This window comes from Sulfuricurvum kujiense DSM 16994 (genome assembly GCF_000183725.1).
In the GTDB taxonomy this organism is placed as follows: Bacteria; Campylobacterota; Campylobacteria; order Campylobacterales; family Sulfurimonadaceae; genus Sulfuricurvum; species Sulfuricurvum kujiense.
Map to the genome: position 1 here is coordinate 416,447 of NC_014762.1, position 25,007 is coordinate 441,453.

The window sequence follows — 25,007 nt, forward strand, 5'->3', positions numbered from 1 at the left end:
CTATGAAAAACAGCCGCCATATTCTTCTCAAAGCTCGACGCCAGATTATCGGTGATCGTATCGGCAATAACCCCTCCATGTTTCGGGGGGAAGGGTACGATTTTATCGAATTGCGCGAATACGTCAGCGGCGACGATACCCGCCATATCGACTGGAACATTACGGCCAAAATGCAGCGTCCGTTTATCAAAGTTTTTAGAGAAGAGCGTGAACTCTCCGTCGTAACGGTGGCGATGCTCGGAGGGAGTCTGCATTTCGGTCAGGAGCGGTTCAAAATTGATGCGCTTGCCGAAGCGGTGGCATTGATCGGCTATTCGGCTCTGGCTAACGGGGATCTTTTTACCCATATCGACTTTTCCGAAACCCTCCGCAACGAGGTGCGTGCGAGCAAAAAACGTTTTGCCGTAGCGCAGAGCGTCGAGGGGATCATGGATACGCCGATACTGCAGCACCGTGCTGATTATAATGCGATGGCATCATCGCTCTACCGCCGATTAAAACGGCGCTCCTTGATCGTCGTTATCGGCGATTTTTTCGAGATTCCCGATTTGCGGCTGCTGGCAAAGAAACACGAAGTCGTGGCCGTCGTCGTGCGTGACCGTTTCGAAGAGAAACCCTCCCCGATGGGGTTCAGCGCCCTGATTGACCCGCAAAGCGGTGCGGTGTTGGAGGGGGATTTCAATGCCCGCAGTGTCCGTAAATATCATGAGAAAGTCCGTGAACACGATGCGGGACTGTTTGATCGGCTGCGGCGTGATGGAATCCGAGCGGCAAAACTCTATACCGATGCTTCGGTTTCGGTGGTACTGCGAAGATTATTTGAGGGGCGCGTATGAGCCAGATGGCAGACATTCCCGTGAATGACATCGCACCGCTCGTTCAGGTTCACGATTATTCAATTTACCTTTTCGGCGGTTCTGTGACGATTGCATTTGTCATAACCTTGAGCCTTATTCTGTTCGTTCTCAAAAAATGGCGCGCTCGCCGGCTCAGCGAACGAAAACGTCTCTATCACCTTTTAGGATCGATCGATCTCTCCGATTCTAAACGCGCAGCGTATAAAATCAGCGAACTCGGCAGGATATTTTCTGCCGATAATGAACGTACCGAGCGTGCTTATCACAATCTTTTTGAACGTCTGGAACCGTACAAATATGCTCCTAAAGTAGAACCGTTTACCGAAGAGGTAGTCGGATACTATCGTCTTTACCTCGAGATCATCGATGTTTGAGGGGATCTATTTTCAGTTTCCGAAACTGGCCTTTCTCCTCTTTTTTTTTCTCGCCTGTGAAGCGCTTTGTCCCCTTCGATCCAATCCCCTCTATTTCCCCCGTCCCATCTTATTCGGTGAAGTTGGGGTAAAGCCGCCGATATGGTTGTGGATCGCCAAATGGGCGATGATTGCGTTTTTAGTTATTGCATTGATGTCTCCCGTGCGCGATCGCGAAGCTGCCCGTCATGAGAGAGGCTGGGATATACTTTTGATTGTCGATCCTTTATTGACAGGTACGGCGGCGATTCCGCAAATCATCTCATTTATGAATCGACGCATGGACGAGAGGATAGCGCTTTGGGTCCCTGAAAACACTATTGTCCCTTTGACGTATGAGCATAAAGCCCTTATTTCTATCCTCAAGCAGACTCCTGTGCCTGAATCTTCCGGAGAAGCTACCCTAAATATCAGCCGTTTTTTCGCTACGTCGCAGGAGGGGCATAAAGTCGCCATAATATTTTCAGAAAATCCGAAATCTTTTCTCACTACTTTGCCGATCGGGATTCAAACGGCAATGATCTCTCCACTCAAGGAACCGCAGTGGGCAGATACGCTCAACCGAACCTATCCCTCCTATAAGGTTAAACAATCTCATCGATATTTTGATTACTATTACGTCTATCCCCTCTTTTTAGGATTTCTTTCGATGCTGGCGTATTTGTACGGACGCAATCAAAAAGGGATCCGATGAGTTTTTTGCATGCCGAATTTTTTGTCTGGATGGTTCTGCCGGTTCTTGTACTGTTTTATTTCTGGCAGACTCAAAAGTCCCCCCATTCCGCCGTATTCGGCGAAGCCGTTTTTAACCGCCTGCATGCGCCGGAAATTACGATGGGGCTGCGAACCAGAAATATTTTGTTTTTGATTGCCGCCCTTTTGCTGATCGCTGCTATGGCACAGCCTGTGATACTTCAGGACGAAGCGGCATCGGAGGGGAGGGCAGACGTATTGATCGCTTTGGATCTCTCCAAAAAGTCGCTTGAAGCATTTGAAGAAGAGAAACGAACGGCGATCAATACGATCCGACGTCTTAAGGGGGAGAATATCGCCGTATTCGGCTATGATACACGGCCCTATCGTATCACTCCCTACACGACGGATTCGGAAATGGCGGCGGCATTGGTCAGCGGGTTGGATTCTGAGGTCATGCGGCAGTTTAAAAGCGATAGCTCAGCGCTAGATAAATTCCGATCCGACGAGGGGATGATAATTATTATCGGAGATCCGACAAATGAGCATAATACCCGGCTTTCCGGGATTATTGAGAGGATAGAAAAAATCAAAACCGCTCAGCGCCTTTATGTTCATGTACCCCTTTTCTACTATCCTCTGGGACTGGCGATGGTGCTGATTTGGATAGCCCTCTCTTCGATGAGTAAACGGCGTAGCGTCCCCGCCGCCGCGATTTTAATGGCGCTTAGTATAGGGAATGTTTCGGGGCATGCGGGGATATTGGACTTTCAAATACTCAATAGCGGATATAGAGCATACGAAAAAGGCGATTACCTCCAAAGCGCACACTATTTCAAATCATACCAAAATGCTCACGACTCTCCTGAAATACGTTATAACATTGCCAATGCCCTTTATAAGGCCGGAGCGTATCGGGAAGCACTGTATTGGTATCGGCAGGTTCATACGAGCAACCCGCTTTTAGCGCAAAAAGCAGCCTATAACCTCTCTCTTTGCGAAGCCAAGATCCATATCGGGAGCAAAAGCGGTGAAAACCAAAAAAGGGATCGGGATGAGCCGATTTCACACGAAATTCAGCCACTACCGAAAAAGAGTCCTAACGAGATAAAGACGCGTCTTTATCCTATGTGAAAATTTCATAGAGTTTATTGGCACCTTTCATTTCACGGCGCAATTCGGCATAATCTTCATTTTTGAGAGCGGTTTTTAGCGTTTGCAGCTCCACTTCGAAGAGCTCGACCGCTTCGAGGACATTTTCACGGTTTTGGCGAAAGATATCCTCCCACATCGCCGGAGAACTTTTTGCCAATCGGCTCATCGATCTAAATCCCCCTGCGGCAAGGGTAAGGATGTTTTCTTTCTCTTCCTGTGCCAATACGGTATTGGCGAGTGCATAGGAGATGACGTGGGGCATATGGCTGATAAAGGCGGCATGGCGGTCATGCTGCGCGGCACCCATCGTGCGGATCTGCATCCCGATCGCCTGAAAAATACGAAGTGCCGTATCGCGCTGAGTAGCTCCGCTGTGCTCCAGATCACACAATACGACCACTTTTTCAGCGTACAGGCCTTCCAATGCGGCGCTCGGACCGAATTGCTCGGTTCCCGTCATCGGATGGGCGGCGACGACGTTTGAACGGATAACAGGGGGAATGGCATCGACAATGAGGGCTTTGGTACTTCCCAAATCGATCAATGTTTTATCGCTTCCGGCCAAATCGGTCGATTTTTGCAAGAATTCGATAACACCGTTGACGGGGATGGCCAGGAAAATGACATCACACTCTTGTTTCAGCTCTTCAAAACTCATAAACGATTCGACCAGTTTCCGTTGCAGCGCTATTTTCTGATGCTCTTCATTATGATCGCACCCGACGATAGAAGAGATAAAAGAGAGGTGTTTCAACGCCAGTGCCATTGAACCTCCCATTAATCCTAGCCCTACAATACCGATCTTCATGATTCCCCTTTGTGCAATATAGTGCTATTTTAGCCCTTTTAAGTTTAATTTACGCTCCAATTAATCGTTAGAGTGATAGAATGGGAGACTATTTTAACGCAATGGAAATTTTGGCTTGAAAACAATTACCCTCTCTTTGATAGTCGCAAGTGCATTAGTGCACGCATCTGCGCAAAACGTCCAATCGATCCACTATGACGGAATGGTTCATATTTCCGAAGCTGTCGCAAAGCGGCTTAATGAGGTTAAAGTCGGTGAGCCTTTAAATGCTGCCGCCGTTGATAAAACGGTTAAAAACTTTTTCGAGCAAGGCTATTTTGAAGATGTTTGGGCAGAGGAAGAAGAGGGGAAAGTCACTTTTCATTTCAAAGAGAAACCGACTATCTCTAAAATCGAGCTGAAAGGGTATAAAGAGAACGATGAAGAGGCAAAAAAAGCTTTGCTTCAAATCGATAAAGGTTCTCTGTATGATCCTAAAAGAGTCGAAGAAGCCAAAAAGCGGATTGTCGATGCGTTGAGCCAGGACGGTAAAATTGATTCGGTGGTCGAAATCGAGACCGAAAAGCTTGAAAACGGCAGTATGCGTGTTACCTTTATTGCCAATGAAGGGCAGGAAATTATCATTAAAAAGCTCACTTACGCGGGAGTTTTAACACAGGATTCCGAAGAGTTCGACAGCATGATCGCCAATAAAGAAGAGCAGTTTATGGGGTGGATGTGGGGACGTAACGACGGTAAGATGAAAGTGGCCGAGTTGCAGTACGACCCGCTCCGAATCCGCGATTTTTATATGCAGCGCGGTTTTCTCGATGCCAAAATCGACGAGCCGTTTGTAGCGGTCGATTTTGATCACTATACGGCCCAGATGAGCTATAACATCTTTGAAGGGGATGTTTACCGCGTATCCGATATTTTGCTGTTTCAAGATACCAAAGTGATTGACGATCAGGCGCTTCTGGACGTCATCACCTTGGAAAAAAACAAACCGTTCAATATCAAAACGTTCCGTGAGGATGCGGAGCGGATCAAGACAAAAATTGCCGATTTGGGATACGCTTACGTTCAGGTACAGCCCGATTTGAAAAAAGATAAAGAAGGGAAAAGCGTTGATGTCGTATACCGCATTATCCCGGGCAAAAAAGTACATATCCGTAAAGTGATCATTTCAGGGAATAACCGAACGCTGGACCGTGTAGTCCGGCGTGAGCTTTTCTTGGCACCGGGCGATCTTTATAGCTTGACAAACCTCAAAGACTCCCGTAATGCGATCGGGCGTACCGGATATTTTGAGAGTAATACGATTGAAGAGAAACGGATTGATGATGAGACGATGGATCTTATCGTCCAAACCAAAGAGGCACCGACAGGGAATATTCAGCTCGGTGGAGGATACGGGAGCTTCGGCGGTATCTTGGTCAGTGTGGCGGTGAGCGATCGCAATATTTTTGGTTCCGGGATCAATGTCGGGCTCAATCTTGAGAAATCTCAGCGTACCAGCAACTACTCTTTCAATATTTCCAACCCGCGTCTCAACGACAGTGATTTCAGCGGCAATTTTTCCGTCTATAACAGTTCGACCGAATACGATAGCTATAGCACCGATTCCAAAGGGATAAGTGTCGGAACGGGACACCGCTTTAACCGTTTTGTAAACGGCTATGTGGGGTACAACTATTCACAAAACAGCTACAGCGATATTGATCTTAATACGACAACGCTTGATCCACGCTATTACGAAAGCTACTCTAAAAGCTCTGTCGTCGTTTCGGCGACGTTTGACAATACCGATGACTATTACGTTCCGCGTGAGGGGATGACACTTTCGGAGAGTATCGAAATGGCCGGGGTCGGCGGGGATGCGGAGTTTTGGAAAAGCCGTACCACTTTCGGCGTCTATCAAGGGCTTCAGAAATGGACCGATTTTGACCTGATCCTTCGCTATAAAGCCCGCTTTAACTATGCCAGTGAAGGGGGCGGTTATCTCCCGCTGGGTGAGAAATTCTATATGGGGGGGATCGGTTCGGTTCGCGGATATCAAGCATACTCCATTTCACCGACAAAAGGGGTTGACAGAAACGGAGATCCGTATAAAATCGGCGGAACTCAAACGTTTTCCAATAACCTTGAGTTCAGTGTCCCTCTGGTTCCGGAAGCAAAAATGCGGGCAACGGCATTCATCGATTACGGTATGATCGGTGAGAGCAGTATAAGCGAGATCAAACGCGGAGGTTACGGGGTTTCTTTAGAATGGTTCAGCCCTGTCGGACCGCTTCAGCTTGTATTCGCCAATCCGATCGGCGATAAAGAGCACGATGATATCGCCCACTTCGAATTTACAATCGGGCAGAGATTTTAGATTATAACATCATCGGAGCCATACCCTATAAAGGGCACGTGAGCTCCGATTGTACGCTAACGCTAAGTTTTACCCTCTTCGTGGCACTAAGACTTCGGCAGTAGGCCCAAAATCACTTGTGATTTTAAAGCAATTACTTCATAACCTTCTAACTTAAGCAAATACCACCGACAGATTTTTAGGCAGAACGATATTTTTGAGCTGCTCGCGTGCCAGGTAGGTAGATTTTCCGCCGATAATTAATTGATTGCCCTCTAGGCTGAGTTCAATCTCAGAAGCATCGACCCGTGCCGCCAACAGGATATGCGAGAGCCACAATAGGGAACTTAGGGTATCGAGCGTAGCGTTGTCGGGCAAAAGTTTCCCATAACCGTCTTTGGGAATCAAGGATGAGGAACTGGCCCCTTTTTTAAATAGCAGAAGATGGGAGATCAAAGCCAACTGCGGATGGCTGAGACCGTAATCGAGTGCGCTCATGGCTAGATAGTGGCTATGGCGCTGATAGGCGTAGTAACGAATCCCGATTCCGATAGAGAGGAGTTTTGCGGCAATGGCAAGCTCATACCGATAGGACGGATCGATTTCCAGAGGAATATGCAGCAGTGCAAAAAGCCGTTTGCTTAAATGGGCACATTGCTGGGCGTGGGTACTGTGCTGGGCGTAGGTATCGAGAAGATATCGGACACTCGGGTTATAGTTAGCCGGAAATGTGTCCCCGGAATTACGGAGCATATCACTCAAAAATACCCCTTCTCGAACACCGACCCCGCTACAGATCAATGTTTTGGCCTGAATATGGCGTATGATACGATCCAAGATAAGGGTTCCGGGTTTTATGGTGTCGAAACGATCGGGTTTGATAAACAGCGATTTGAGTTTTTTGGGTGCGGCCTCCATTATTTGGCCTGCAAAACGCAAAAATGCAGTACTGTCGGTCGTATAGGCATGAAGTTTATTGAGAGGATATGACTCTTTCTTCATTAACGCACGGGAGAGGGCACGAAAGGTCCCTCCGACTCCGATGAGGGCTTCGGTTGAGAGGCTGCTAGGGAGCTGTTTTAGCGCTTCGTCAATATAGGCGATTGCACCGGGAATATTATCGGTATCGAAGAAGAGCTCTTTTATCCGTACCGTTCCGATATTAAGAGAGTAGAGCTGTTCTACTTTACCGTTACGCAGCAGTGCGAATTCGCTTGATCCGCCGCCGACGTCGACACTGAGCGCTTCGAGGGTCGGAGGGAGAAGATTGGCACAGGCTACACCGCCGAAATAGGCTTCTTTTTCACCGCTGATTACTTTGATCGACAATGAATATTCCCGACGTATCCGAGAGAGAAAAATATTGGCGTTAGGGGCATCGCGAACGGCCGAAGTAGCGACACAGAGAATCTTTCTCGCATCGAAAGATTTGGCAATGGATAAAAATTCGCCCAGTGCTAGAGCCGTACGGTCCATCGCATCAGATTGAAGATATCCGCCGTTTTTATAGGCGTTTTCACTGATGCGGACGGAACTCTTAACTTCGTGAAGGATATGAAAGGCGAAACGGCTTGTTTTTTGAAATACCGCCAGGCGCATGGAATTGCTTCCAATATCGATGACGGCGGTACATTTTGCCATTTACTCCTCTTCTTCCATCAGTTGTTTGTGTTTATAAAGAAGCTCTTGCATCGTTTCGACGTTGTCTTTATCCGGAATAATACAATCGACCGGACAGACGGCAATACAAGCAGGCTCATCGTAGGTTCCTACACATTCGGTGCAGCGGTCTGGATCGATGATATAAATCGGGTCGCCCTCTTCAATTGCATCCATCGGGCACTCTTCACGGCATGCGTCGCATGCGATACATTCATCGACTATTAGTAGTGGCATAGATTAAACCTCGGTGTTTATATATTGGTGGTTGCGCGATTTATAGCGAAACGAACCTTTGAGCATTTTTAAACGGTTTGCTTTTATCGTTGCGGAATGACGCAACACAGTTTCGAGGGGAGGATAAGGCGGGCACATGTGCCGTCGATTCCGTCCTCTCTATTTGTTAAAGTAATAGTAGCTCCTATCGCTTCTGCGGCACTTTTGGCTAAAAAGAGCCCCAACCCTACACCCGACTTGTTTCCTTGGCGTTTAAACGGTGCAAATAGATCGACACTCTCATCGATACCGCATCCCTCATCAATCACTTCGATAACGATCCCTACCCCGTTCATATGGCTTTGAAAAAGGATAGTTTTTCCCTCCGGAGTAAATTTGAGAGCATTCTGCAAGAAATTCTGCAAAATTTGATTGAGAAGGGTTACTTGCAATACGGCACTGAAAGCATCGGGCTCAAATCGGGTGAGGAGCGTTTTGTTTTCGCTGTTTGCCAAGAGCTTGAAATCACCTTCCCATTTTTTTAGGATTTGGATAATATCGGTTTGCACCGGGATTTCAAGTTGTGCCCCCTCTTGACGCCCGATATTGAGGATGTCGGCGACGATTTTATTCATCTCATCGACACTTTGATTCGTAATCTTGATGGCTTCGATGTACTCTTCGGGAGTCCGCTTTTTAATCAGCGTGACCTGATTTTTAAGTTTGATGACGGCGAGAGGGGTCTTAAGCTCATGTGCCGCACCGATGAAGAGCTCTTTTTGGTATTTGACGAAGTTTTGAATACGGGCAATGAGACGGTTGAGAGTCTCACCCAGAGGTTCAAATTCATCAGGGAGCTGTTCGACTTTGATAGGGCGGATCAAATGCTCGTTCATGTTGGCTAGCCGGCGGCTCAGTGCACTGATCGGAGCGATCAGCATTTTTGAAAACGCGATGGCATAGAGGATAATGACGACAAAACCGACGGCATTGATAAGATAAATCGAGTTCATGATTTTTCGGAGCAGCCGCTTGGTCGGGGTGATGTCACGGCTCACTTTCAGATACGACGAGTGTTCAAAGTCAAACGGGTAGATGAGCGTCAGCGTCGTGCTTTTGTCTTTATGGGTTGTTTCGTAAAAATCGAGGTGTTCATCGTTTTGGCTCAGGGTTATGAGCTCTACCGTAAGTCCCATCATAGTATCGGCATTATTCTGCTGGGTGGATAAAAGGGATTTATACGAGGAGATATTTTCGGCGTAACCGATCAGCTCAGCCTGTTTTTCGTCGTAAATCGATTGTTTGATAAAAAGATACAAAAAGGAGGAAAAAAGGATAACCAATGCCGCCGAAGCGACAATGAGTTGAAAGAGAAAGCGTCGTCTTATGCTTCTTTTGGAAAACAAAAGCGGTATCCTCGGCGGCGTACAGTTTCGATCGTAGTAATTCCGAGCGGTTTATCCATTTTTTGGCGGATTTGGTTGATTGCAACCTCGATAACGTTCGGAGTAACGAGTTCAGGCTCTTCCCAGATCGCATCAAGCAATTGCTCTTTAGAGACGATTTGGTCACGGTGACGGGCAAGGTGAGTCAATACTTCGAAAGGTTTCCCTTTAAGTTCGATCTCTTTTTCTTTATAGATGATTTTTTCCTCTTCAGGATTGATCGTCAAATCATCGATTTCGATGATATTGCTTCCACCGAAACGTAAGCGTGCTTCGATACGGGCGACAAGGACGTCAAAATCAAACGGTTTGCGGATATAATCATCGGCACCCGATTTAAGTGCTTCGATTTCGCTTTCGTTGTCATCACGTGCCGAGAGAACAACTACTACGGTTTTAGGCGTGTTGCTTTTAATGTCTGGGATGATATCGACGCTGTTACCGTCAGGCAACATCCAATCCATCAAGATTAGGTCATAATTACGGATATCGAGATAATATTCGCCGTCTTTTAACGTTTCAACGACGTCGCTTTGGTAACCAAATTCTTTGAGCCCTTCTGCAAGGGTTTTGTTGAGGGTTACTTCATCTTCAATGATCAGAATACGCATTCAGATTCCTCATTTACGGAAATTTTGCCGAAATGATACCACAGTTTTAGAATTTTTTAAACTTTTTTTCAATTTTTTTTAAAAAATGAAATTTTTTTGAACACCGACGGTGCAATTTGGAAGAATATTCGGTTTTCGGAAGGTAAGTGAAAGGGCATCGATTAACGGAAAAGAGAGCTTTAATTTTGCTGCGAGAACCTCAAGAGCAGTTTCAATCAGCTCAAATTGCTCCGTTTGTACGGTTGTTTCAATCATGCAGGCTATGTCGGCGTAATTGATGAAATTGTCGCCGGTGTAGGTATAGTCGATAGTGCAGTCGATTTGCACCTGTTGTGGGTCGGTACGCTCAAAATCGAGAATCCCGATGATCGCATCGAAGGTAAGATTCTCGATTAATATTTTCATGCGACCCGTTTCTCTTCCCCTTTGACAAGGCGGACAAAGTTGGGGATATGTTTATAAAAAAGGATAAAAGCGATAAAAAGTACCGGAGCGTGAAACATCGCAGGATAAAGGATAAATGAGGAGACGACAAGAGCGGCAAGCCCGAGCATCGAAGAAAGTGATGAGATACGGATTGTTTTGGCGGCAACCGCCCATACGACCAGAGCGATTACCGTCGGGACCGGAAGCATGACTGCCATAACGCCCATCCCCGTCGCAACCCCTTTGCCCCCTTCAAACCACATATACGGGCTAAAGCAGTGTCCGACAACCGCCAAGACGGCAACAAGCCATTGGGCGCTGTCGCTGAGTTCGAAGTATTTGGCGGCCAGGACGACAATAATCCCTTTAAGTGCATCGAGTGCGAGGGTTGCCGCACCCAGTTTTTTCGCGAGAGAGGGGTTGGTCTCTTTGACAACGCGCAAAACATTCGTAGCTCCGATGCTTTGTGATCCGGCTTCGGTAATATTGACTCCGGCGAACACTTTTGCCAAAATGAGTCCGAACGGGATCCCGCCCAAAAGATAGGCGGCGAGGTAAAATTGAACATTGAGATTAAATAAAAAATCCATTTGAGTCCTTGTTGTGGATAAACGAAGCGCTATTATAAATCACCGATGGTTACAACTGCCTAAAAAAGTGCTGAAGGAAATTTGCGCTTCAAGAAGCGGGTGGGCTGAGTAGGTTATAATAACCCTCTTATCAGCATAACAAGGATTATGGGTTTGAATACCGAAGAATTGAAACAAAAAATCATCGATTTAAAAAATCGCCTCAGTGTAACGGTCGTAGCACACTTCTATCAACGCGACGAAGTGTTCGAGATGGGGGATATTACCGGCGATTCGCTTGAGCTTGCCAAGCGCACTATGGCGGATGATAAAGAGTTCGTCGTATTTTGCGGTGTGGGATTTATGGGACAAAGCGTCAAAATCCTCAGCCCTGAAAAACGGGTCGTGATGCCGAAAGTCGCCTGCTGTGCGATGGCAAAAATGATCGACGGACTCTATTACGACCAGTCGATCGCTAAGCTAGAAGAAGCAGGAATCAAAGCGGACGATATTTTACCGATCACCTATATCAATTCCGATGCAGCCGTCAAAGCCCGTGTCGGGAAAATGGGGGGGATGGTCTGCACCAGTTCCAATGCGAAGATAATTATCACTAAGGCGCTGGGTGAGGGGAAAAAGATTTTATTCGTCCCCGATCGCTGTCTGGGGCAGAATATCGCTCGTCAGATGGGGCTGAAATCGTGTGTCATCGGAGACGGAACCGACCCCAAAGAAGCCGATATCATCTGCTACGACGGGTTCTGCTCCGTTCATCAGCTCTTCAGTGTAGAGGACATCGAGTTCTATCGCAATAAATATCCGGGGATTTTGATCGCCGTCCACCCCGAGTGTGATCCCGCTATCTGCGAGCGTGCCGATTTTGTCGGCTCTACCTCTCAGCTGATCAAATACATCACGGAACTTCCGGCGAATCAAAAAGTGGCAGTCGGGACAGAGTTTAATATGGTCAATCGCCTCCGTCCGAGTAATACCTATATCCTCTCATCGACGAAACCGGAGTGTCCGACGATGAACGAGACGACGTTGGAAGATTTGTATGCGGTTCTTAAATCGATCGAGGAAGGTGCGCCGATCAATGAGATCGAGGTGGACGAAGATACGGCACACTGGGCAAAAATCGCGTTAGAGAGGATGATGGCGTTATGATCGAACAATTTATCCGTGAAGTCTTGGCCGAAGATGTAGGGCGTGGGGATCTATACGCACGGGTATCCGATGCGGTGAGCGCCAGTGCGAAGATTATCGCCAAAAGTGACGGAGTGATTGCGGGAGAAGCATATCTGAAGGTATTGGCGGAGATCGAGAAATTTAACATCATATGGCACAAGCATGATGGCGATCGATTTGTAAAAGGGGAGGTATTGATGGAGTTGAGCGGCGATTCCCATACCCTTCTTCGGATCGAGCGGACTCTTCTAAACATGCTTCTTCATGCCAGTTCCATTGCGACACTGACCCGCAAATACGTCGATTTGATCGCACCGTACGGGACGAAACTCCTCGACACCCGTAAAACCCGTCCGCTCTTGCGCAATTTTGAAAAATACGCCACCCGTATCGGGGGGGCGACAAACCACAGAATGGGGCTGGACGATGCGCTGATGCTCAAAGACACCCACCTCAAAACGATCACGAATTTGGAAAGTTTTATGGAAGAGGCGCGTAAAAAAATCCCCTTTACCTCCAAAATCGAGATCGAGGCCGAAGATTTCGAGATGGCGGCCCATGCGATGCGTTGCGGCGCCGATATCGTCATGTGCGACAACATGACCGTCGAACAGCTTACTGAAGTCGTTAAATACAAATGGGAACACCACAGCGGCGTATTACTCGAAGCGAGCGGAAATATCACCTTAGAGACGATCGAAGCGTATGCTGCGAGCGGAGTCGATGCGATCAGTACGGGTGCTCTTATCCATCAAGCGAATTGGATTGATATGTCCATGAAAATGGATTAATCCGTGGCAGACGATCAAGAAAAGACCGAAGAACCCACCGCCAAGAAGCTCGAAGATGCCCGAGCCGAAGGGAACGTCCCCAAAAGTCAGGATGTTGTAGGGGTCGTTGTCCTTTTTGTCTCCATTTTGGCGGTTTTAATGATGTTTACGTTTATCGCCGATCGGATGCTTCATCTTTCCCAGTATTATTTTTCTTTGATGCGTCAGCCTCTGGACCGTGAATTGATGGTTGATTTGGCGGTAGTAACGATGAAAGAGTTCCTCATCATGGCACTTCCTGTTTCAATCATCGTAGCCGTTGCGGGAGTGTTCGGAACGGTAGCCCAGATCGGATTTAATTTTACGACAAAACCTCTGACACCCAACTTTTCCAAACTCGATCCGATCAAAGGATTCGCCAACCTTTTTACCCTCCAAAAAGGGCTTGAGTCGATCAAAATAACATTGAAGTCTTTTACGGCACTCGGGATCGGATTTCTCTATTTTTGGTATTTCGTTGAAGAACTTCCCACCGTTGCGCTGTTTACGCTACAAGATCAGATGGGATGGCTTAGGGACAAAGCGATCGTTCTGGCTTCGGTCATGCTTCTCATTATTTTTGTTTATGCCGTTATCGATCTTTTTTTGGTACGGAAACACTATTTTGACAAATTGAAAATGTCGCTTCAAGAGATCAAAGACGAGATGAAAAATATGGAAGGGGATCCGCATATCAAGGCGAAGATCCGTCAGATCCAGATGCAGGCGGCGAGAAAACGGATGATGACTTCGGTACCGACCGCCGATGTCGTTATTACCAACCCGACCCATTACGCGGTGGCGATCGTGTATGATGAAAACAAGCATAATGCTCCGGTAGTAGTAGCCAAAGGGGTGGACAATATGGCGATTCAAATCAAAAAGGTAGCGAGAGAAAACGGTGTCCACATCGTTCAGAATCCGCCGTTGGCACGATCTCTTTACAAAGAGGTAGATATCGATCATCCGATACCCGATATGTTGTTTGCCGCCGTTGCCGAGGTCCTTGCATATGTCTATAAAATGGGCAAAAAACGGAAAGGAAATAGCTGATGGAACGCTGGGTAGGGCTTCTTTCCAATAAAAAAGTCATTGCTTCCGTCTTTTTAGTCATTATGGCGATATTGGGAATCGTATTGTGGCAGCTGGAGAAAAAGGTAACTTCGCAGACACTGGAACGTTTGAGTGACCAACTCTCCTTGGCCATTAACAATCAGCTTGAAAAAGAGCGCTCCAGCGCATTGCGTTATGCATTGATCCTTTCTCAAAATACAGCCCTGAGCGATGCATTGGAACGAGACGATGAGGATAAAGGATTTAAAATCCTCTCGGAGGGGATGGAATCGATCAAAGTGCATACCGACTCACTGATCCGCTCTCAGGTTATTACCTCCGACTACGTGATTTTCGCCCGCAGCTGGGATAATTCGTATGCCGGGATGCCGCTGGAGTTTCACCGTCCCGATCTGCTCTATTTTCAAAACCATAAAAACCCCCGCTCCGCTATCGAAGTGGGACGAAAGCTGGGGGTTAAAGCGACGGTTCCGGTCTATCGAGATGACAAAATGCTCGGATTTGTGGAGGTTGTATCGTTTTTCGAATCGACGCAGGAGTATTTTGACCGTCTCGGGATCGATATGTATGTCCTGATGGATGTGAGATTTTACGATACGGCGGTGTTTATGCAGGAAAACCCTACCATCGCAAAAGAGTATATTCTTGCCAATCCGAAGTACACCCAGAGCGATTTGAAACTTTTAAACGGGATCGACTTTAAAACGCTGAAACATACGCACGTTGTTTTCAGCGGAGGGCGATATCTATTTTTCGAACCGATGAAAAACGGGGAAGGGGAGACGATCGGTGCGTTCGTTTTTTCCCTCTCCCCGAAGCAGATCAATGCCTATGCCCACTCCGATGAAGAGGATATTTCGTTTCTTATCCACCTTTCGCGCAACGAACTTTATGATGTGATGATAAAAAAATCGCTGGATGACGGACTGTTTCAAAGCGTATACGATAAAGAGCTGCTCTACCTCAAAGATACGGTTGCCCCTGAAGATCGGGAACTGTTTGTGCAAGAGGCCCATGAACGCCTCGATGCGTATTCAAAAGAGGAATTGATCGGAATCATGCTAAATTACAAGGTAACCAAAGAGATTAAAGGGGAGATACGATGAGAGTATTATTGCTCGAAGACGAGTATATGCTGCGTGTAAGCATCACCGAATTTTTGGAAGAACTGGGCTATGAAGTGGCCGGATTCAGCAACGGCGAAAAAGCGTACGATGCGATTTACGAAACCCGGTTTGATCTGTATCTCCTCGATGTGAATGTTCCTGGGATGAACGGGTTTGAGCTATTGAGAGCATTGCGTAAAGAGGGGAATAAAACACCGGCGATATTTCTCACCTCGATGGTTAATGTCAACGATCTGCAAGAGGGGTATAAATCGGGGTGCTGCGACTATATCCGAAAACCGTTTGATCTGACCGAACTGCAGCTGCGGATCATGCATGCCCTTAAAAGCCATTATCACGACGGTGAGAATACCATCGATTTCGGCGGCGGGCTGGTGTACGATACGGAACATTTCAGCCTGAACCACAACGATAAAGCGATAGCTCTCTCCAAAACCGAAAAAGAGATTTTTGCCGTATTGCTCAAACATACGAATCAGATCGTCTCCGTCGAGATGTTCCAGGATGAGATTTGGGGAGAATACGTCGACCCCGCAAATATTCGGGTTCAGATTAACAACTTGCGTAAAAAACTGCCTCTCGACATTATCCAAAACCGTCGGGGCTTGGGATACATCATTGAACGATAAACTCTACGCACTTAAAAACGCTTTTATCTATACGATGCTCGTGGCGGTACTTTTGCTGGTACCCACCTATGTGTATGTTGCGTATATGAAATACGTTTACGAGATTCAGTACGAGTTTAAACTCAAACGCGAATCCCATCTGATTCTTCGCTCCATGGAAGAGTTTGACGTCAAAGAGAAACAGGTGTTTGATTACCCGCGCTTCCGGTCATTCCAGTCAGGATTATATGACGAGCATTTCAAGCCGATGTTTTCATTGATCGAATATCCGATCGAGAATCAAAAAGTAGGGTATTACGTCGATAACGGCTACGGCTATCTTGTCATCTCGTTACCCGAACATCGTTATTTCGGGGCATCCTATCTCGTTGTGGGAGGGGAACTCTCCTATACACGGATTTATCAGGATGTGGTAATAATTCTCCTTTCGATTGCCGTATTGATTTTCGTCCTATCCCTCTTTTTCTTGGACCGTTTCGCACTGCCGTTTCAGCGGGTGAATCAGCGGCTGGACCGATTCATTAAAGATTCGATGCACGAAATCAATACGCCGCTCTCGATCATCAATGTCAACATTGATCTTTATAACCGCTCCAATCCCCCCAACAAATATCTTCAGCGGATTAAGGCGGCGACGAAGACCCTCGCGACTCTTTATAACGATATGGATTATCTGATCAAAAATGAACGCCTTTCATTTGAATACGAAGAGATTGATCTAAGCCGCTATCTTCAAGATCGGATCGATTATTTTTATGAAGTTGCGGCTTTAAAGAATATTGCTGTTGAATCTCGGATTGAAGATGACATATTTATACAGTTTAATCCGACGCAGCTGCAGCGAATAATCGATAATAATCTCTCCAACGCGATTAAATATTCCCATGAAGAGGGGAAAATCGAAGTAATTTTAGAGCGTATCGGTGATATCTGTGTGATGCGCTTTCAAGATTACGGTGTCGGGATTGAGAACGTTGAGCGGATTTTTGAACGCTATTATCGCGAAAATCGCGATAAGGGAGGCTTCGGAATCGGACTGAACATTGTAAAATCGATTATCGATAAGGCCGGTATTGAACTTCATATCGATTCTATTTACGGCAAAGGAACTACTTTTAGCTACACATTTTTTCCTCCGATCTTCATCCTTTAACTTTTTATTTTATTTTTTACATTAATTTTACATTCCTACCTTACAATGCATCTTGAAATATAGATACTAGGAGAGCCAATGCGAAAAGTGATTATGCTCGGACTTGCTACTTTTTTAAGTGCAGCCGATTTATCGCAGGTAATTGAAAGCCCGGATGCGACGGCTATCTTGAAAAAAGATGCCTTGCCTGCAGCTAAAGCGTATGTTATGCCTGAGGGGTGTGTCAGCAATGACCCTAAAGCGATTGCACGTGGAAGCTATATCTTCCATAACCTAAACGGAAAAGATGCAAAAGAGAATCCGCCGGAGGGACTTACCAGACTCCTTCCTAACGGTAAAGAGAAACAAATGGGTAACTGTGTTGCCTGTCACAATATCGAAGGTGCAAAAGGGTACGGAAATATCGGCCCTGATTTGACAAACTACAAAGAACTTTATATGGATAGCGGCGTTCGCAATCCTCAGTTTATGTACCAAAAAATCGCAGATCCGCGTTTGGATAATCCAAAGTCGGCAATGACGGTTAATTTGGCGAATGGCCTGATGAACGAGCGTGAAGTGTGCGATTTGGTATCCTATATCACAGCAGTTAAAAAATAAATTTCAAGGAGAGAACACTATGGAAAGAAGATCATTTTTAAAAGGTTTTGGAGCAGCGGCAGCATGTGCGATTGCATTGCCTCATGTGGCTAGTGCGGCAGAAGAGAAAAAATCTGGCGGTCCGAATGAGATGAATTTTGAGACGGCAGTAGCGGCTATTACCGGCGGTAAAGCGTTAACTCCTTCTGCAAAAGTCAAAATGGAAGCACCTGAAATTGCAGAAAACGGTGCAGTTGTACCGGTTAAAGTAACCGTTGATAGCCCGATGAGCGCAAAAGAGTACGTGAAAGCGATTCATATTCTTGCATCGAAAAACGGAAATGTACGTTGTGCGAATATCTATCTAACACCGGCAAACGGCGAAGCCTATTTCGGTACTCGTATTAAACTCGGCGGAACACAGGATGTTGTAGCTATTGCCGAGATGAGCGACGGGACGTTTCTTAGTGCAAAGCAAAATGTAAAAGTCACCATCGGCGGATGCGGTTGATTTGATCAGCCCTATAACGTTTAATAAAAATTGATAAAGGATTAATAATATGAAAACACTGATTAAAATCAAACCGAAAGATTATAAAGCGGGCGATATCGTTAAAATCGATTTTATGGCGATGCACCCGATGGAAACCGGTATGCGTAAAAACAAAGATACGGGAGCATTGATTCCGGCTGAATATATCGATGAAGTAAAATTTATGTTCAACGATACGTTGATTACCAAAATGGTGATCTGGGAATCTCTCTCGGTGAACCCTCTTATGAGTATCAGCTTTAAAGTACCGGGTGCGGGAACCCTAAAAGTTATTGCAAAAGATAACAAAGGGCAAAGTGTCGAAACGACCAGTGCCATTAATCCAAAAGGATAAGCGATGCGTACGTTATCAATCACGGCTGCATTAGTGTGTTTAGCATTTTTAGCGACGGCGAATGCGGAAGAAAAGCTTAGCATGTCGGATGCGGACAAAAAAATGTATGCCGAGCTTTTGGAAAGCAACCCAGCTGAAATGGATGTAGCCGAGGGGGAGCAACTCTTCGGTGAACTTATCGGGAATGCGAACTATGCCAAAATGCTGGGAGTCAAAGAGAAAGATCTTCCGAAATTCATCGCAGGATTTCCTCGTTACCTTGAGCCGGCTAAAAGAGTAGTGACGATAGCACAGAGTATCCAAATGGCAGCTGCTGCAAATGACAAACCGGTTCCTAAGCTCGAGAGCAATGAGATGGTTAAAATGTCTGCGTATGTGAAATCAATCGCAAACGGACAAAAAACCAATATCGATGTAAAAGCGAACAAACATATGGTTGAGATGATGAAACTCGGACAGCAAGTGTTCGAAGAGCGTCGAGGCGGTCGCGGACTATCATGTAACAACTGCCACAGTGCCGATATCGTCGGTCAGCGTCTACGTATGCAGCCGCTACCTGATTTGGGAGCGAAAGAGACGGCAGCAGCAGGAACATGGCCGGCGTACCGTATGACGCAAAGCCAAATGGTAACGTTGGACAAACGGATGCAGCAATGTATGAAAAATGCTCTTTTGGCTGAAATTCCACTCGGTTCGAAAGAGATTGTTGCTTTGGAAGTATTCGTAACCAACAAAACCAAAGGGAACAATATCAGTGTTCCTAGCGTGAAACGTTAAGGACTCGTTATGGATTTATCGCGAAGAGATTTTTTTCACATTGCCGCTGCTTTGGGGTTAGGAGCTCCGGCATTGGCATCCGCTGCTTCGGGGCCAAAAAGGGTTGATGAGGTCGGATTAAAAGACATTTATTCTTTTAATGCACGGGGCAACGTGACATTGTTGCATATCTGTGACATGCATGCCCACCTCAAGCCGCTTTACTGGCGTGAGCCATCGACATTGATTTCAGCGCCGAATTTGACCGGAACACCGGGATTTTTGTGCGGTGAGTCGTTTTTGAAACATTACGGGATGAAGGGCAAAAGTCTGGATGCCTATTTTGACACGTATATGAATTTTGACGCAATGGCGCACAAATTCGGGAAAATGGGGGGGATCGCCCATATGAAAACCCTCATCAACCACATTAAAAAAGAGCGCGGTGCCGATAATGTCATGCTCCTCGATTCGGGGGATACATGGCAGGGGACCGGCGTTGCGTTGAAAACCAAAGGTGAAGCGATCGTCAAAGCACAAAATTACCTCGGTGTCGACGTAATGGTCGGTCACTGGGAATTTACCTACGGTAAAACACGGGTCAAAGAGCTTATCGAAATGCTCAATGCTAAATTCGTCTCTCAAAATATTATCGGTGACGATTCGTTTGCCGATGATTTCGAAGAGCTGATTTTCGAGCCGTATACCATTATGGAGCGCGGCGGTGCGAAAATCGGTATTATCGGTCAGTCGTTCCCGTTCACCTCTACGGCGAACCCGAAAGAGTTTACCCAAGGATGGAGCTTCGGCCTAAGGCTGGATACCCTTCAAACGTATGTCGATAAACTTCGTAAAGAAGAAAAAGTGGACTGTGTCGTTGTCCTTTCCCATGACGGTTTCAGCGTTGACCAAGAGGTTGCGCGCCAGGTCAAAGGGATCGACTTTATCCTCAGCGGCCATACGCATGACCCGTCACCGCAGCCGACCGTTATTAACGGTACGGTGATCGTGATTGCCGGAAGCCACGGTAAATATATCGGACGGCTTGATATCGATATTAAAAACCATAAGGTAAAGGGATACGAGTATAAGCTTATCCCTGTTGCGGCGAACTTGATTCCGGCCGACCCTGAGGGCGAAGCTTTGGTTAAAGAGCTCTATTCACCATATGATTCCGAACTTTCCGAAGTTTTGGGAATTACTAAAAATACGCTGTTTAAACGCGACACGTTCCATTCAACGTTCGATCAGTTGATCAATGACTCTATTATCGATGCGATGGATTCCGACATCTCTTTTACACCGGGATACCGCTGGGGAACTACGGTACTTGAAGGGGATGCGATTACGATGGATCATGTTTATGATATGACCGCGATTACCTATCCGAACGTTTATACGTTCGAGTTGACCGGAAAACATATCCGTACGTTGCTTGAGGATATTGCCGATAACGTATTTAACGCCAATCCGCTTTATCAACAAGGAGGCGATATGAGCCGTTTGGGCGGTGTTACGTATGAAATTCGTGTCGGTGCCGCCAGCGGTAAACGTATTACGAATATTATGGTAGGCGGTAAACCGCTCAGTGACACAAAAGTGTACAAAGTATCATCATGGGGAGGAAATTTGCAAAACGCCGGGTCAAATTTAAAAGAAAACTTAACCCGTCCCGTGTATGATGTCACGTCAGCCTATATCCGTCGTCAGAAAAACGTCAATATCAGCGGAAACAGCAATGTCCGGTTGGTAGATTATGATTGCGGATGTCCGAAAAAAGGTGCGAAAGGGTGCTAAGCCCTCTTTGCTCAATTTCAAAACTTAAGGAGTGAGAGTTATGAACATAATGAAAATCAGTATGGCGGCAGCAGCTGCATGTCTACTTGCAACGTCGGCGCACGCGCTTAAAACAGAAGATCGTGATCTCAAAGGGAATAATATTGTCGAGTATACAAAAGCGCCGGGTGATGTAAACTCAATCAAAGAGATGTTTACAGAGGGGAAAGTTTACGGACGTCTCCGCTCAAATACGTTTTGGTACAATTCTGATAATGAAAAAAGTACTCTGCAAGATCATAATGTTTGGGGTCTAGGCGGAAGTTTGGTTTATAAAACCGGTTTTTTCCATGGTTTCGGAGCAACGGCAGGTTTCTACGGAAGCGTTCCGCTAGGATCACCTAATGTTCCGGAAGGCTCAACAACAAACTACGGTAAACAAGGAAAAGACATTTATCGTACACGTAGTGACGGTACGGAAGCAGCTATGGGTGTAGTAGCCCAAGCGTACGGGGAATATAAAATCTCGAAAAGTAACATAAAATTGGGTCGACAGATGATCGAAAGTACCCTTCTTTCGTCGAATGATACGAAAATGATTCCGAATACATTTACGGCGGCAGTTGCGGAAACGAAAGATATTAAAGATACGACATTACGTGCAGGGTACATTACCAGTGAAAAATTGAGAAACCACCAAGAATTCCATAGTATTTTGGCGTATGCGTCATTGACGGAAAATGATGATGCTGCTACACACAAAGGGCTTAAAATTGCCAATATCACAAGAGCAGGAGAAGATAAAGATCCTGAAATGGTACTTGTAACGGCTGAAAACAAATCTATTCCGGGATTAAAACTTGAGGGCGAATATTACGGAATCAACGGTTATTTCTCCACGGTTATTGCCGAAGCAAATTATAAAATTGGATTAGGTAATGATTGGACGTTGACACCGGGTGTTCGCTATCTTCGTCAAATGGATGACGGTGCCGGTGCGATCGGTGGAGCATCTTTGAGCGGAAAAGCGGCAACGACCGTAAATGGTGGTACGACTGCGGGACGTGCGGCGTATAGCGATGCTAGCAGTGTCGATGCGAGTATGTGGGCGGCGCGCTTGGTAGCGGCAAAAGGTCCTCTTGAACTACAGGTGGGATATTCTAAAATTGCTGATGATGCCGACCTCATAACTCCGTGGCGTGGATTCCCGACGGGCGGATATACCCGATCAATGGGACAGGTTGATTGGATCGCGAACACTAAAAACTGGGCGCTAAAAGCAACATATGATTTCGACAAAGCGGGTCTTGTCCCTGGATTGAAAATTTCAGCTGATTATGAAAACATGAATTTTGATGATTCAAAAGCGGCAACTACCGGTTTTACCGATCGTGATATTATCCATCTCGATGCATGGCAAACGTTTAAATCACTTCCGAATACGGAGTTCAAATTCCGTTTTGCAACCATCGATGCTGATCCGGCGGTAGGTGCTACAACCGATTACAACTCATACGACGAATACCGTTTCGAAATCAACTACCTCTTCTAAGGCTTGAGTGATGAAAACGTTGTTGGTCTCTTTTTTCTTTGCTGTCACGAGCTTAAGTGCGTATGATTACGCACTTAAGCCTGTACGCGTGAGTGAAGATATCCATTGCTTCTTCGGCAAACCGGAGATTATGGATAAAACCAACAACGGCAACATCGTCAATAGCTGTTACATCGATGCGAAAGAGGGGTACGTGGTCGTCGATACAGGTCCCTCATACGCATACGCCGAGTCTGCCTACAAAGCGATGAAAAAAATCAAATCCCTCCCCGTTAAACTTGTTATAAACACCCATATCCATGATGATCATTGGCTGGGGAACAACTATTTTACCGAGCAGGGAATCCGTGTTGTAGGGACCGATGATTTCAAAGTCAACGCCGATATGAGTGTTCCGAGCCGTATGCAAACTCATATTTCGGCTGATGCTTACTCCAAGACCGTCCCTACGATGCCGAGTGAGATGATCAACAGTGATACGACCCTCAAAATCGGTAATCAAACGCTGGAACTCAAAATTGCCAAACGCAAAGCCCATACGGCGAAAGACATGGTGGTGTTTTTACCTAAATCCAAAGTGTTGATTGCCGCCGATTTGGTGTTTAACGACCGTCTCCCCTCCGTTCGCGGCGGGGATATCAACGGGTGGCTCTCTGCTTTGGAGGATCTGGATAAACTGGACGCGGTACATGTCGTCGGAGGGCATGGCAATCGAACCGATAAAGATGCGGCTCGTATGACACGGGAGTATTTTACGCAGATGCGGACAGAAATTCGTGCCGCAATTGCCGATGGATTGGGTATAGATGACACGATTAAAAAGGTCAGTATGGATAAGTATAAAAAGTATAAACTGTATGAGGAGACGCATCGTCATAATGTCGAATCTTCGTACCGGGTACTGGAATGGGAGTGAAGATGAAACGACTGCTAATGGTTTTGGGTTTGGTTTCCACCCTTGCGTATGGGGATATTCGTTTTGCACAGCCCGAACCTTCTATTGAAAAACCGCGCGAGGTTGTGATGGGAATTAGCCATGGCGATGATGAATCGATCCATCACGGTCTTAGTACGGCAAATAATGTTCTTAAATTTTATGGTCCGGAGAAGATTCATTTACGGATCGTCGCGTATTATCACGGGATACGCACTTTACTGAAAAGCGAAAAAGAGATTGCGGTACGAGTACGTGCCTTGCAGCAATACGGTGTCGAGTTTGTCGCGTGCGGCAATACGATGGAGACCAAAAAAATCACACCCGATCAGCTCGATGATGATGTCGAAATCGTCAGTGCGGGAATCGCCGAAGTGATCGAACGCGCCACTGAAGGCGCATTTTACATTCAACCTTAGGAGTTAAACATGAAAATTCTACTTGTAACTATTTTAGCGGGGTTTTTATCCCTTTTCGGCGGTGATTTGCATCTTTTTAGTGTCTCAAATGCGGATGGGAAATACAATGCATCCGTTATAGAAAAAGCATTGGAAGCCAACGGCTTTGTCATTTCGGCTAACAGTGAAATGAACGGGCCGTTTAAAATTCAATTCGGACAAAGTGATTTTTCACAATTCAACCTTTTAACCGCGTATCACAAAGCCCATTCGGAAGCATTAGTGAAAGCAAATCCTGATGCCGGGATCTTTGTTCCGATGGGATTTGGAATCTACCAACGTAACGGAGACAAAAATCTTCATGTCTCTATTCTAACCGCAAAGTCGATGGAAAAAATCGCCGGGTTTAAGGCCAAAGAGTTTGCTTTGATCGAAAAAGAGGCGATTGCTACTCTCAAAAAAGCGCTGTCGGGTGCCAAAATAACTCAGAGTGAAACCTCTCTCCCTGCTGAGGGGAAACTTTTAAGCCGATTTGTCAAAGCAAGCAGCAAAGAGAGTTGGGCAAGCGACAAAGAAGAGACGGAGATGATGATCGAAGACGGCCTTAAACCGGCAGGATTTGTGATGTCGAATTTTACCGATTACAACTTTGCGCTCGGTCAAAAAAGCCCGTTTGATTTTTACGATACCTATTCTATCTGTAAACTCAAAGTAATTTATACGGTAGCCAAGACACGTCCGGAAGCAGCGGCATTTGCCCCGTGTACATTGATGGTATATAAGAAAAAAGATGCCGATGAAATCGTAATGGGCTTCCCGGGAGTCTATAACTGGATGAGCAGTGCACGTGTCGATAACTTAGAGGCAAAAGAGACGTTACTTCAGGCTCAGAAAGATTTTGAGGGAGTTTTAAAAAGCGTCATCGAGTAATACAGGAGATAAGTGTTATAATTTCGGC

General features: G+C 46.2%; 27 protein-coding genes. 20 read left to right on the forward strand and 7 right to left on the reverse strand.

Annotated features, from left to right (window positions below):
- Positions 1 to 2 precede the first annotated feature (2 nt).
- The 4 genes from SULKU_RS02180 to SULKU_RS02195 are packed head-to-tail and all read left to right on the forward strand — an operon-like array spanning position 3 to position 3,097.
- Complete coding sequence (locus SULKU_RS02180) at positions 3 to 836, forward strand: DUF58 domain-containing protein (protein WP_013459291.1); 834 nt, start codon at positions 3 to 5, stop codon at positions 834 to 836.
- On the forward strand, positions 833 to 1,231 hold the full coding sequence (locus tag SULKU_RS02185; RefSeq protein WP_013459292.1) for a hypothetical protein: 399 nt from the start codon (positions 833 to 835) through the stop codon (positions 1,229 to 1,231). The genes SULKU_RS02180 and SULKU_RS02185 overlap by 4 nt, the downstream gene beginning before the upstream one ends.
- Positions 1,224 to 1,964 carry a hypothetical protein gene (locus SULKU_RS02190; RefSeq protein WP_013459293.1) on the forward strand — a complete coding sequence of 247 codons (741 nt, stop codon included), beginning with the start codon at positions 1,224 to 1,226 and terminating at the stop codon, positions 1,962 to 1,964. The genes SULKU_RS02185 and SULKU_RS02190 overlap by 8 nt, the downstream gene beginning before the upstream one ends.
- Entirely contained in the window at positions 1,961 to 3,097 is a 1,137-nt protein-coding gene (locus SULKU_RS02195) for a tetratricopeptide repeat protein (RefSeq protein ID WP_013459294.1), read from the forward strand. The genes SULKU_RS02190 and SULKU_RS02195 overlap by 4 nt, the downstream gene beginning before the upstream one ends.
- Here SULKU_RS02195 and SULKU_RS02200 read toward each other — a convergent pair.
- Positions 3,090 to 3,926 (reverse strand): prephenate dehydrogenase, encoded by an 837-nt coding sequence (locus tag SULKU_RS02200; RefSeq protein WP_013459295.1) that lies wholly within the window; start codon positions 3,924 to 3,926, stop codon positions 3,090 to 3,092. The genes SULKU_RS02195 and SULKU_RS02200 overlap by 8 nt on opposite strands.
- Before the next feature lie 115 nt (positions 3,927 to 4,041).
- On the opposite strand from SULKU_RS02200, the gene bamA reads away from it, so the two are divergent.
- Complete coding sequence (bamA, locus tag SULKU_RS02205; RefSeq protein ID WP_013459296.1) at positions 4,042 to 6,282, forward strand: outer membrane protein assembly factor BamA; 2,241 nt, start codon at positions 4,042 to 4,044, stop codon at positions 6,280 to 6,282.
- Between the two features lie 153 nt (positions 6,283 to 6,435).
- On the opposite strand, the gene SULKU_RS02210 is transcribed toward bamA, so the two are convergent.
- From SULKU_RS02210 to plsY, 6 genes are all read right to left on the reverse strand, one after another.
- Entirely contained in the window at positions 6,436 to 7,902 is a 1,467-nt protein-coding gene (locus SULKU_RS02210; protein ID WP_013459297.1) for a Ppx/GppA phosphatase family protein, read from the reverse strand.
- Positions 7,903 to 8,157, reverse strand: a complete 255-nt coding sequence (locus tag SULKU_RS02215; RefSeq protein WP_013459298.1) for a YfhL family 4Fe-4S dicluster ferredoxin — start codon at positions 8,155 to 8,157, stop codon at positions 7,903 to 7,905.
- Between the two features lie 83 nt (positions 8,158 to 8,240).
- Positions 8,241 to 9,542 carry a sensor histidine kinase gene (locus SULKU_RS02220; protein WP_013459299.1) on the reverse strand — a complete coding sequence of 434 codons (1,302 nt, stop codon included), beginning with the start codon at positions 9,540 to 9,542 and terminating at the stop codon, positions 8,241 to 8,243.
- Complete coding sequence (gene hsrA / locus SULKU_RS02225; RefSeq protein WP_013459300.1) at positions 9,521 to 10,192, reverse strand: homeostatic response regulator transcription factor HsrA; 672 nt, start codon at positions 10,190 to 10,192, stop codon at positions 9,521 to 9,523. Before hsrA ends, SULKU_RS02220 begins: the two co-directional genes overlap by 22 nt.
- A 78-nt stretch (positions 10,193 to 10,270) precedes the next feature.
- Positions 10,271 to 10,597, reverse strand: coding sequence for a dihydroneopterin aldolase (locus tag SULKU_RS02230; protein WP_013459301.1), 327 nt, complete (start codon positions 10,595 to 10,597; stop codon positions 10,271 to 10,273).
- A complete protein-coding gene (plsY, locus tag SULKU_RS02235) occupies positions 10,594 to 11,208 on the reverse strand; it encodes a glycerol-3-phosphate 1-O-acyltransferase PlsY (RefSeq protein ID WP_013459302.1) in 615 nt (204 codons plus the stop codon). The genes SULKU_RS02230 and plsY overlap by 4 nt, the downstream gene beginning before the upstream one ends.
- A 147-nt stretch (positions 11,209 to 11,355) precedes the next feature.
- Between plsY and nadA the strand changes: the two genes are divergently transcribed.
- The 15 genes from nadA to SULKU_RS02310 all read left to right on the forward strand — a co-directional run bounded on the left by nadA (position 11,356) and on the right by SULKU_RS02310 (position 24,979).
- Positions 11,356 to 12,354, forward strand: a complete 999-nt coding sequence (nadA, locus tag SULKU_RS02240) for a quinolinate synthase NadA (protein WP_041666719.1) — start codon at positions 11,356 to 11,358, stop codon at positions 12,352 to 12,354.
- Entirely contained in the window at positions 12,351 to 13,166 is an 816-nt protein-coding gene (nadC, locus tag SULKU_RS02245; protein WP_013459304.1) for a carboxylating nicotinate-nucleotide diphosphorylase, read from the forward strand. Before nadA ends, nadC begins: the two co-directional genes overlap by 4 nt.
- A 3-nt stretch (positions 13,167 to 13,169) precedes the next feature.
- Positions 13,170 to 14,237 (forward strand): flagellar biosynthesis protein FlhB, encoded by a 1,068-nt coding sequence (flhB, locus tag SULKU_RS02250; protein WP_013459305.1) that lies wholly within the window; start codon positions 13,170 to 13,172, stop codon positions 14,235 to 14,237.
- Positions 14,237 to 15,364 carry a cache domain-containing protein gene (locus tag SULKU_RS02255; protein WP_013459306.1) on the forward strand — a complete coding sequence of 376 codons (1,128 nt, stop codon included), beginning with the start codon at positions 14,237 to 14,239 and terminating at the stop codon, positions 15,362 to 15,364. Before flhB ends, SULKU_RS02255 begins: the two co-directional genes overlap by 1 nt.
- Positions 15,361 to 16,014: a response regulator transcription factor gene (locus SULKU_RS02260; RefSeq protein WP_013459307.1), complete on the forward strand. Its 654-nt coding sequence runs from the start codon at positions 15,361 to 15,363 to the stop codon at positions 16,012 to 16,014. The genes SULKU_RS02255 and SULKU_RS02260 overlap by 4 nt, the downstream gene beginning before the upstream one ends.
- Positions 16,004 to 17,167 carry a sensor histidine kinase gene (locus tag SULKU_RS02265; RefSeq protein WP_013459308.1) on the forward strand — a complete coding sequence of 388 codons (1,164 nt, stop codon included), beginning with the start codon at positions 16,004 to 16,006 and terminating at the stop codon, positions 17,165 to 17,167. Before SULKU_RS02260 ends, SULKU_RS02265 begins: the two co-directional genes overlap by 11 nt.
- A 78-nt stretch (positions 17,168 to 17,245) precedes the next feature.
- A complete protein-coding gene (gene soxX / locus SULKU_RS02270; protein ID WP_013459309.1) occupies positions 17,246 to 17,767 on the forward strand; it encodes a sulfur oxidation c-type cytochrome SoxX in 522 nt (173 codons plus the stop codon).
- 19 nt (positions 17,768 to 17,786) lie between these two features.
- The gene (soxY, locus tag SULKU_RS02275) at positions 17,787 to 18,257 is read left to right on the forward strand and encodes a thiosulfate oxidation carrier protein SoxY (RefSeq protein ID WP_013459310.1); all 471 of its coding nucleotides are present in this window, start codon (positions 17,787 to 17,789) and stop codon (positions 18,255 to 18,257) included.
- A gap of 49 nt (positions 18,258 to 18,306) precedes the next feature.
- Entirely contained in the window at positions 18,307 to 18,633 is a 327-nt protein-coding gene (soxZ, locus tag SULKU_RS02280; protein ID WP_013459311.1) for a thiosulfate oxidation carrier complex protein SoxZ, read from the forward strand.
- Between the two features lie 3 nt (positions 18,634 to 18,636).
- Positions 18,637 to 19,410 (forward strand): sulfur oxidation c-type cytochrome SoxA, encoded by a 774-nt coding sequence (gene soxA, locus SULKU_RS02285; protein WP_013459312.1) that lies wholly within the window; start codon positions 18,637 to 18,639, stop codon positions 19,408 to 19,410.
- A 9-nt stretch (positions 19,411 to 19,419) separates the two neighbouring features.
- Complete coding sequence (soxB, locus tag SULKU_RS02290; protein WP_013459313.1) at positions 19,420 to 21,186, forward strand: thiosulfohydrolase SoxB; 1,767 nt, start codon at positions 19,420 to 19,422, stop codon at positions 21,184 to 21,186.
- A 40-nt stretch (positions 21,187 to 21,226) separates the two neighbouring features.
- Positions 21,227 to 22,717 (forward strand): OprD family outer membrane porin, encoded by a 1,491-nt coding sequence (locus SULKU_RS02295; RefSeq protein WP_013459314.1) that lies wholly within the window; start codon positions 21,227 to 21,229, stop codon positions 22,715 to 22,717.
- A gap of 10 nt (positions 22,718 to 22,727) precedes the next feature.
- Complete coding sequence (locus tag SULKU_RS02300; protein ID WP_013459315.1) at positions 22,728 to 23,633, forward strand: MBL fold metallo-hydrolase; 906 nt, start codon at positions 22,728 to 22,730, stop codon at positions 23,631 to 23,633.
- A gap of 2 nt (positions 23,634 to 23,635) precedes the next feature.
- Entirely contained in the window at positions 23,636 to 24,070 is a 435-nt protein-coding gene (locus SULKU_RS02305) for a DsrE family protein (protein ID WP_013459316.1), read from the forward strand.
- A gap of 9 nt (positions 24,071 to 24,079) precedes the next feature.
- Positions 24,080 to 24,979 carry a hypothetical protein gene (locus tag SULKU_RS02310; protein ID WP_013459317.1) on the forward strand — a complete coding sequence of 300 codons (900 nt, stop codon included), beginning with the start codon at positions 24,080 to 24,082 and terminating at the stop codon, positions 24,977 to 24,979.
- Positions 24,980 to 25,007 lie beyond the last annotated feature (28 nt).

What these genes read in the sequence shown, in the direction of transcription:
- SULKU_RS02180 (WP_013459291.1), top strand. Translation starts at nt 3, where the DNA reads ATGAAAAACAGCCGCCATATTCTTCTCAAAGCTCGACGCCAGATTATC.
- SULKU_RS02185 (WP_013459292.1), top strand. Translation starts at nt 833, where the DNA reads ATGAGCCAGATGGCAGACATTCCCGTGAATGACATCGCACCGCTCGTT.
- SULKU_RS02190 (WP_013459293.1), top strand. Translation starts at nt 1,224, where the DNA reads ATGTTTGAGGGGATCTATTTTCAGTTTCCGAAACTGGCCTTTCTCCTC.
- SULKU_RS02195 (WP_013459294.1), top strand. Translation starts at nt 1,961, where the DNA reads ATGAGTTTTTTGCATGCCGAATTTTTTGTCTGGATGGTTCTGCCGGTT.
- SULKU_RS02200 (WP_013459295.1), bottom strand. Translation starts at nt 3,926, where the DNA reads ATGAAGATCGGTATTGTAGGGCTAGGATTAATGGGAGGTTCAATGGCA.
- SULKU_RS02210 (WP_013459297.1), bottom strand. Translation starts at nt 7,902, where the DNA reads ATGGCAAAATGTACCGCCGTCATCGATATTGGAAGCAATTCCATGCGC.
- SULKU_RS02215 (WP_013459298.1), bottom strand. Translation starts at nt 8,157, where the DNA reads ATGCCACTACTAATAGTCGATGAATGTATCGCATGCGACGCATGCCGT.
- hsrA (WP_013459300.1), bottom strand. Translation starts at nt 10,192, where the DNA reads ATGCGTATTCTGATCATTGAAGATGAAGTAACCCTCAACAAAACCCTT.
- SULKU_RS02230 (WP_013459301.1), bottom strand. Translation starts at nt 10,597, where the DNA reads ATGAAAATATTAATCGAGAATCTTACCTTCGATGCGATCATCGGGATT.
- plsY (WP_013459302.1), bottom strand. Translation starts at nt 11,208, where the DNA reads ATGGATTTTTTATTTAATCTCAATGTTCAATTTTACCTCGCCGCCTAT.
- nadA (WP_041666719.1), top strand. Translation starts at nt 11,356, where the DNA reads ATGGGTTTGAATACCGAAGAATTGAAACAAAAAATCATCGATTTAAAA.
- nadC (WP_013459304.1), top strand. Translation starts at nt 12,351, where the DNA reads ATGATCGAACAATTTATCCGTGAAGTCTTGGCCGAAGATGTAGGGCGT.
- SULKU_RS02255 (WP_013459306.1), top strand. Translation starts at nt 14,237, where the DNA reads ATGGAACGCTGGGTAGGGCTTCTTTCCAATAAAAAAGTCATTGCTTCC.
- SULKU_RS02260 (WP_013459307.1), top strand. Translation starts at nt 15,361, where the DNA reads ATGAGAGTATTATTGCTCGAAGACGAGTATATGCTGCGTGTAAGCATC.
- soxX (WP_013459309.1), top strand. Translation starts at nt 17,246, where the DNA reads ATGCGAAAAGTGATTATGCTCGGACTTGCTACTTTTTTAAGTGCAGCC.
- soxY (WP_013459310.1), top strand. Translation starts at nt 17,787, where the DNA reads ATGGAAAGAAGATCATTTTTAAAAGGTTTTGGAGCAGCGGCAGCATGT.
- soxZ (WP_013459311.1), top strand. Translation starts at nt 18,307, where the DNA reads ATGAAAACACTGATTAAAATCAAACCGAAAGATTATAAAGCGGGCGAT.
- soxA (WP_013459312.1), top strand. Translation starts at nt 18,637, where the DNA reads ATGCGTACGTTATCAATCACGGCTGCATTAGTGTGTTTAGCATTTTTA.
- soxB (WP_013459313.1), top strand. Translation starts at nt 19,420, where the DNA reads ATGGATTTATCGCGAAGAGATTTTTTTCACATTGCCGCTGCTTTGGGG.
- SULKU_RS02295 (WP_013459314.1), top strand. Translation starts at nt 21,227, where the DNA reads ATGAACATAATGAAAATCAGTATGGCGGCAGCAGCTGCATGTCTACTT.
- SULKU_RS02300 (WP_013459315.1), top strand. Translation starts at nt 22,728, where the DNA reads ATGAAAACGTTGTTGGTCTCTTTTTTCTTTGCTGTCACGAGCTTAAGT.
- SULKU_RS02305 (WP_013459316.1), top strand. Translation starts at nt 23,636, where the DNA reads ATGAAACGACTGCTAATGGTTTTGGGTTTGGTTTCCACCCTTGCGTAT.
- SULKU_RS02310 (WP_013459317.1), top strand. Translation starts at nt 24,080, where the DNA reads ATGAAAATTCTACTTGTAACTATTTTAGCGGGGTTTTTATCCCTTTTC.